Annotated in this window: 1 protein-coding gene; it reads right to left on the bottom strand. The window is 61.4% G+C overall.

Annotated features, from left to right (window positions below):
* Positions 1-121 precede the first annotated feature (121 nt).
* Positions 122-407: DUF305 domain-containing protein (locus JZ791_RS44445; protein WP_216904022.1), on the bottom strand; the 286-nt coding region annotated here is incomplete at its 5' end.

Raw genomic sequence — 407 nt, forward strand, 5'->3', positions numbered from 1 at the left:
GTCTTGCGCTTGATCCATCGCACACCAGCGTTGCGCCATCCGACCAGGCCTCGCCAATGAACGCTGCCCCGGCCCTGGACACGTTCCACGGCACGGGGCAGCAACGCAAGCGTCGAAACGGCTACTTTGCGGATCCAGTGGCCGCCTTGCCACTGCGGGCGAGGAACGCATCCAGCACAGCGATTTCCTTCTTCTGAGCCGAAATGATGTCCTTGGCCATCTTGAGCATCTGTGGGTCCTTGCCGTCGCGCAGTTCGCTCTCGGCCATGTCGATGGCCCCCTGGTGGTGGATGCGCATCATCTGTGCGAAGTCCACGTCTGCATTGCCGGTCATCGGGATCGCGGCCATCTTCTCGTTGTTCTCCTTCATCATGGCCTTCATGTCCATCTTGCCGGCAGCTGCGGAG

This window comes from Nocardia alni, from assembly GCF_019038435.1.
GTDB classification, from domain to species: domain Bacteria; phylum Actinomycetota; class Actinomycetes; order Mycobacteriales; family Mycobacteriaceae; genus Nocardia; species Nocardia alni.